Origin of the sequence: Staphylococcus ureilyticus (assembly GCF_002902235.1) — a bacterium.
GTDB classification, from domain to species: Bacteria; Bacillota; Bacilli; order Staphylococcales; family Staphylococcaceae; genus Staphylococcus; species Staphylococcus ureilyticus.
On sequence record NZ_PPRL01000133.1, the window covers coordinates 1 to 4,698 of the forward strand.

Genomic DNA, 4,698 nt, shown 5'->3' on the forward strand with positions numbered 1-4,698 from the left:
AAATTGGATATGTCTTCCGCTATTATTTTTTACTTTTATAGGTTGGAAATTTTTCATCATTCTTTTGATTTATATTATTTTATTTAAAAAATTTAAATTAAAACCTTTTGCCACAAAAAAATACAAAAATGAAATGAATGAACTAGAAAATACTGTTGTAAAACCTCGTTTAAATCAAATTAAAAATTCTGAACAACTTATCCCAAAGATTAATAATCTTATTTTACAATCTTCTGAATATCAGCGTATTCCAAATTCATACTCTCACTTAAATGCACTTGTAAATTTATTTATATATTTAAGAGATGGTAGAGCTGATAACTTAAAAGAAGCAATTAATTTATATGAAACTGAACAACATAGAGCACGTATGGAACAGAATCAGCAAGTTATGATTAGTAATACTGAACAAGCTGCAATTGATGCATACGCCGCTAGACAAAACTCTGAAATAGCAGCTACTCAAAGTGCTGATGCTGTGAATAATAGTAGAAAGGCCAGTGCATATGCGAGTGACAATAATGATTTATTAAATAATAGAAAACAACCAGAATATAGGAGGTATTAATAATGAAAAAGTTATTCATTATTTGTTTATCAAGCTTATTTTTATTAACTGCGTGTGGTAGTAAAGTTGATGGTACTTATTCCAATAACGATATGAGCATTACTGCAGACAGTGAATCAGATAATGCTTCATTACACCTTAATGCAATGGAATCTGAAGGGTTTTTAGGTATAGGTGAAAGTGATGGAACAATTGATGGTAACATTAATTCTGATGAAAAAGTTATGACCTTTAGCTTAGAAGGAGAACAGATGAAATTAAATTATAAAGTTAAAGGTGATAAATTAGTCATAGAAAATCCAACACAATACGGTAATGAAGACGACACGTTAGAATTAACAAAAGAGGAATAAAACTCAACATTGAATAAATAAGATACAAGAGTAACATGCGCAAACATGTTACCCTGACAAGCACGTTCGTAAGACGGTGTCTTTGTGTGATTTTGTAATAACCATCCGCCTATAAACCACTCCCGTCAAGGTGGACAACTTAAAAACAAAAACTTTAATTAAGATACGTTCCGATATTCATTTGGTGTTAATCCATCAAATTTTGGAACGTATCTTTTATTCATATAATAATCTATATATTTGCTGATTCCTGTTTCTAGATCTTCGTATGTACTGAATTGATTTCTATAGTAATATTCTGATTTCAACGTGCCCCAAAAAGCTTCTATCGGTTGGTTATCTAAACAACTTCCTGCTTTTGACATGCTAATTTTCACTTTATTTGTATCTAAATATTTCTTGTAATGCTTAGAAGTATATTGAAAACCTCGATCATTATGTATAACTGTATTAGATACATCGTTATTTTGTAAGGCTAATCTTAATGTGTCCATAACGAGTTTTAAATCATTACGTTTACTTACTTTATAAGCCACTATACTTAAATCGTACCGATCAATTATAGCGCTAATATACGCTTTTGGACCTTTTCCATAATTTAAATAACTAATATCAGTAAACCATTTTTGATTAGGCTTTTTAGCTTCAAAGTTTCTATTTAATATATTTTGGGCTGTAAAATGTGGTTTGACTCTAATCCAATTGGGACGCTTTTTCCTGATTTGTGCTTGTAAACCAAGAATTCTCATAATCCTCCTAATACATTTTATATTAATATTTAGATTACATTCTCTTCTTAAAGCATAGTGTATTCTTACTACACGGAAGGTTTCTTTTGATTCCTCAAATATACGCTTAATTTCTTTCGCAATTAACTTAGAACGTTTTTCATTATTTGAAACTTCTTTATTACACCATTTATAATAGCCACTATGGCTCACTTTTAGACGCTAACATAACATTTTGATACTATAGTTTCGTTCTCTATTGAGCTCAAATATCATTTGATATAAATATTCTTTATGACCTAGTGAAAAGGTTTGTTTCGATACTTGAACTCTTGCCACTTTTTTACGATTGCTTTATCCATTTCTAAGTATTCTATTCTTGTTTTTAACTTTTTGTTTTTTAATTTTATTAGTTCTATTTCTGATAAATCTTGCTGCTTGTTTTTCCCACGTTTATCTTTTAATCCATCTATACCATTCTCTTTATACTTCCTAACCCAGTTATATATTTGTTGGTAAGAAACACCATATTCCTCGGAAGCTACTTGATAGTTATATAAATAAAGGGGACGTAAGTTCTGTTTGGAGAGGTGTTTATGAAAGAAAAATTAAATCATTTAAAGAATTACACGAAGTTCTTGATGGTTACAGAGGCGATAGTTTATGGTAATTTAGAGGACATAGTAATGAAAAATGGTATTTGGTACCAAAAGCAGGGCGTTCACCGTATGACAAATACAATGATGAAGAAACTTTTTATGCATGGAAACGTCAAGCTATGATATTTCTTAAGGAGTCTTATAACGATTGCGATATGTTAACTATTGCTCAGCATCATGGTTTAGCTACTAGATTGTTAGATTGGAGTTTCAATCCTTTAGTAGCAGCATATTTTGCAGTGAAGATTTTGAGAATTGTGATGCTGTTATTCATGCTTATTTAAAAAAATCAGATATTAATGTAAAGGAAGTTCATCCGTTTGAGAGTAAGGGAATAAAGAAAGTAAAACCAAATGAGATAGCAACAAGAGTAGTAAGACAAAGTGGTATTTTCACAATTCATGAACAACCAACTGCGTCTATTGAAGATAATATATCGAACAAAGAAGAATTATCATATTATGGAATAAATGAATTATCTTTATTTCCTGATTTAGATGCGTTAGCTAACCATGTGAATTGGATTATGGAAGCACAACCATATGGATCAAATAATATAACAGATGAGTTGGATTCGATTAATGAATAAATGGAATGGAGAGGATAATATAAAAGAATTAGAAAAAATACTTGAAGATCCAAAGGTGACAGAAGATGTAAAAAGAATAGTGCAAACAATGAATAAAGATGGTATGCAATTATTAAATGATTACTATGATGAAAATTCTAATTTTTATCAGCGAGCACAACCTGAGCTTATTGCAAATAAATTCTATGCAGATCCAAGTAAAATTAAGAATTTATATCATTATACTACCTATGAAGCATTTGAAAAGATTCTATCTTCATCTACTTTTTTAATTGTATCAATTCACTATATGAATGATGATAAAGAAGTTAAATATGTATATGAGTTAATGAAAAAGGAATTGCAATTATTGGAGGCACCTAATGATATAATCCTCAAATTGGAAGAATTAAATACTATTTTGCCAAATGATGTATATGTATGGTCTTTTAGTGAAAATGATTATTCACAAGCATTATCAAATTATGGTGATATAGCTTTAGGTTTTGATAGTCAGGAAATAATGGAACATCTTGCAAGTTATTACTCGAAAGGCAAGAAAACACTTGATGAGTATACCGTTGGTAATGCTTATGTATTTCCTTTAAGAGTGGAATACAGTCATGAAGTACAGTCTGAATATATTAGAACATTAGCGCAGGCTTGGTTAATCGCCCATGATAATTTAAAGTATGATCCTTATGATATGGGAGTAATAATAGACGATATAGTACAAGCACTTCATTTCTTTTCATTATTGTTCAAAAACCCGTATTTAAGGCAAGAAGAAGAAATTAGATACATTATTTTCAACATCAATGAGGATAATCTATTAAAGCCTGAAATGTATATGAATAGTAAACCATTCACAACTTGTAGATTCACATATGAAATGTTAAAAGAAGTAATCATTAATCCTAAAAGTCAAAAAAAAATTAGACGAAGTAAGCACAATGCTTAATAGGGAAGGTTTTACTAGAACTTCAGTCAATATGAGTAAATTACCTTACTAGTGTATTAATTATAAGTAATTAAAAGGAAGTTTAGATCTATTTGATACTTTCCTTCTTCCTATTAAATGGATTACTTTTCATTATGAACATTTAAATGTAAAAAACCGCATCATTAACTGATAAGCAGAAGCGTATCATAAGTAATGCGGTTTTTGCAGTTGCTTTGTAAAGGTGTTTTGATGATTCATAATAAAATAAATTTATATAGAAATGAGGTCTTATAATGGAGTTGATTCATATATTATCGAAATACTGGCAAATTATAGGTGGGATAATGACTATATTAGGGCCTATAACATACTTCATTCATTCATACTATGAAAGAAGGATTTTGACAAATAAGCTGGATAAATTTTTCACATTATTTACTATTTTTTTAGTTAATATGTTAACCTACTCGTTGTTTACATATTTGTTATTTGTTCAAGCATACTATGATAGTGATTGGAATTTATTTAATTTTAATTCTTATAGTATGGTCCTACTAGGTATTTCAATGTTTTTATTGTTTATTTCACTTATGGTAGAAATGTTGTATCAATCAAAACTTAGAATAGGTTTTACATTGATGAAAGTGTCAAATATTTCCGGACTACTTATTAAACAAAAAATAATTGATTCACAAAGAGTATTAAAATATCAAATATTGGATGATAGCTTAGAAGAAAAAAATATTATTAAATTTTATAGAAAAAAATATAGAGAAATTGGGGTTCTGTTGCAAAGTAAAAAAATATAGCTAACCACTAATTTATCATGTCAGTGTTCGCTTAACTTGCTAGCATGATGCTAATTTCGTGGCATGGCGA

General features: G+C 29.1%; 8 protein-coding genes and 1 pseudogene. 7 read left to right on the forward strand and 2 right to left on the reverse strand.

Translation table 11 applies throughout. From position 1 onward, the window contains the following. Together CD150_RS11745 and CD150_RS11750 are read left to right on the forward strand one after the other, a co-directional pair. On the forward strand, window positions 1–568 hold a 568-nt coding region (locus CD150_RS11745; RefSeq protein ID WP_206185641.1), incomplete at its 5' end, for a hypothetical protein. 2 nt (window positions 569–570) lie between these two features. After that, on the forward strand, window positions 571–921 hold the full coding sequence (locus CD150_RS11750; protein WP_069813107.1) for a hypothetical protein: 351 nt from the start codon (window positions 571–573) through the stop codon (window positions 919–921). Between the two features lie 158 nt (window positions 922–1,079). On the opposite strand, the gene CD150_RS11755 is transcribed toward CD150_RS11750, so the two are convergent. Together CD150_RS11755 and CD150_RS13955 are read right to left on the reverse strand one after the other, a co-directional pair. After that, a complete protein-coding gene (locus CD150_RS11755; RefSeq protein WP_103161624.1) occupies window positions 1,080–1,862 on the reverse strand; it encodes an IS3 family transposase in 783 nt (260 codons plus the stop codon). An 86-nt stretch (window positions 1,863–1,948) separates the two neighbouring features. Beyond that, window positions 1,949–2,194, reverse strand: a pseudogene (locus CD150_RS13955) (transposase); the annotation flags it as partial. Window positions 2,195–2,245: 51 nt separating this feature from the next. On the opposite strand from CD150_RS13955, the gene CD150_RS13790 reads away from it, so the two are divergent. The 5 genes from CD150_RS13790 (at window position 2,246) to CD150_RS11775 (ending at window position 4,628) form a co-directional block, all read left to right on the forward strand. Beyond that, window positions 2,246–2,431 carry a hypothetical protein gene (locus CD150_RS13790; RefSeq protein WP_240621233.1) on the forward strand — a complete coding sequence of 62 codons (186 nt, stop codon included), beginning with the start codon at window positions 2,246–2,248 and terminating at the stop codon, window positions 2,429–2,431. After that, the gene (locus CD150_RS13795; RefSeq protein WP_226956818.1) at window positions 2,350–2,592 is read left to right on the forward strand and encodes an FRG domain-containing protein; all 243 of its coding nucleotides are present in this window, start codon (window positions 2,350–2,352) and stop codon (window positions 2,590–2,592) included. The genes CD150_RS13790 and CD150_RS13795 overlap by 82 nt, the downstream gene beginning before the upstream one ends. Then, window positions 2,511–2,897 carry a hypothetical protein gene (locus CD150_RS13800; protein ID WP_240621231.1) on the forward strand — a complete coding sequence of 129 codons (387 nt, stop codon included), beginning with the start codon at window positions 2,511–2,513 and terminating at the stop codon, window positions 2,895–2,897. Before CD150_RS13795 ends, CD150_RS13800 begins: the two co-directional genes overlap by 82 nt. Then, window positions 2,890–3,837, forward strand: a complete 948-nt coding sequence (locus CD150_RS11770) for a hypothetical protein (protein WP_240621232.1) — start codon at window positions 2,890–2,892, stop codon at window positions 3,835–3,837. The genes CD150_RS13800 and CD150_RS11770 overlap by 8 nt, the downstream gene beginning before the upstream one ends. A 275-nt stretch (window positions 3,838–4,112) precedes the next feature. Then, the gene (locus tag CD150_RS11775; protein WP_103161625.1) at window positions 4,113–4,628 is read left to right on the forward strand and encodes a hypothetical protein; all 516 of its coding nucleotides are present in this window, start codon (window positions 4,113–4,115) and stop codon (window positions 4,626–4,628) included. Window positions 4,629–4,698: the final 70 nt, after the last annotated feature.

Excerpts from the sequence above, each read along its gene's own strand:
- CD150_RS13790 (WP_240621233.1), top strand. The coding sequence starts at position 2,246 with ATGAAAGAAAAATTAAATCATTTAAAGAATTACACGAAGTTCTTGATG.
- CD150_RS11775 (WP_103161625.1), top strand. The coding sequence starts at position 4,113 with ATGGAGTTGATTCATATATTATCGAAATACTGGCAAATTATAGGTGGG.
- CD150_RS11770 (WP_240621232.1), top strand. The coding sequence starts at position 2,890 with ATGAATAAATGGAATGGAGAGGATAATATAAAAGAATTAGAAAAAATA.
- CD150_RS11750 (WP_069813107.1), top strand. The coding sequence starts at position 571 with ATGAAAAAGTTATTCATTATTTGTTTATCAAGCTTATTTTTATTAACT.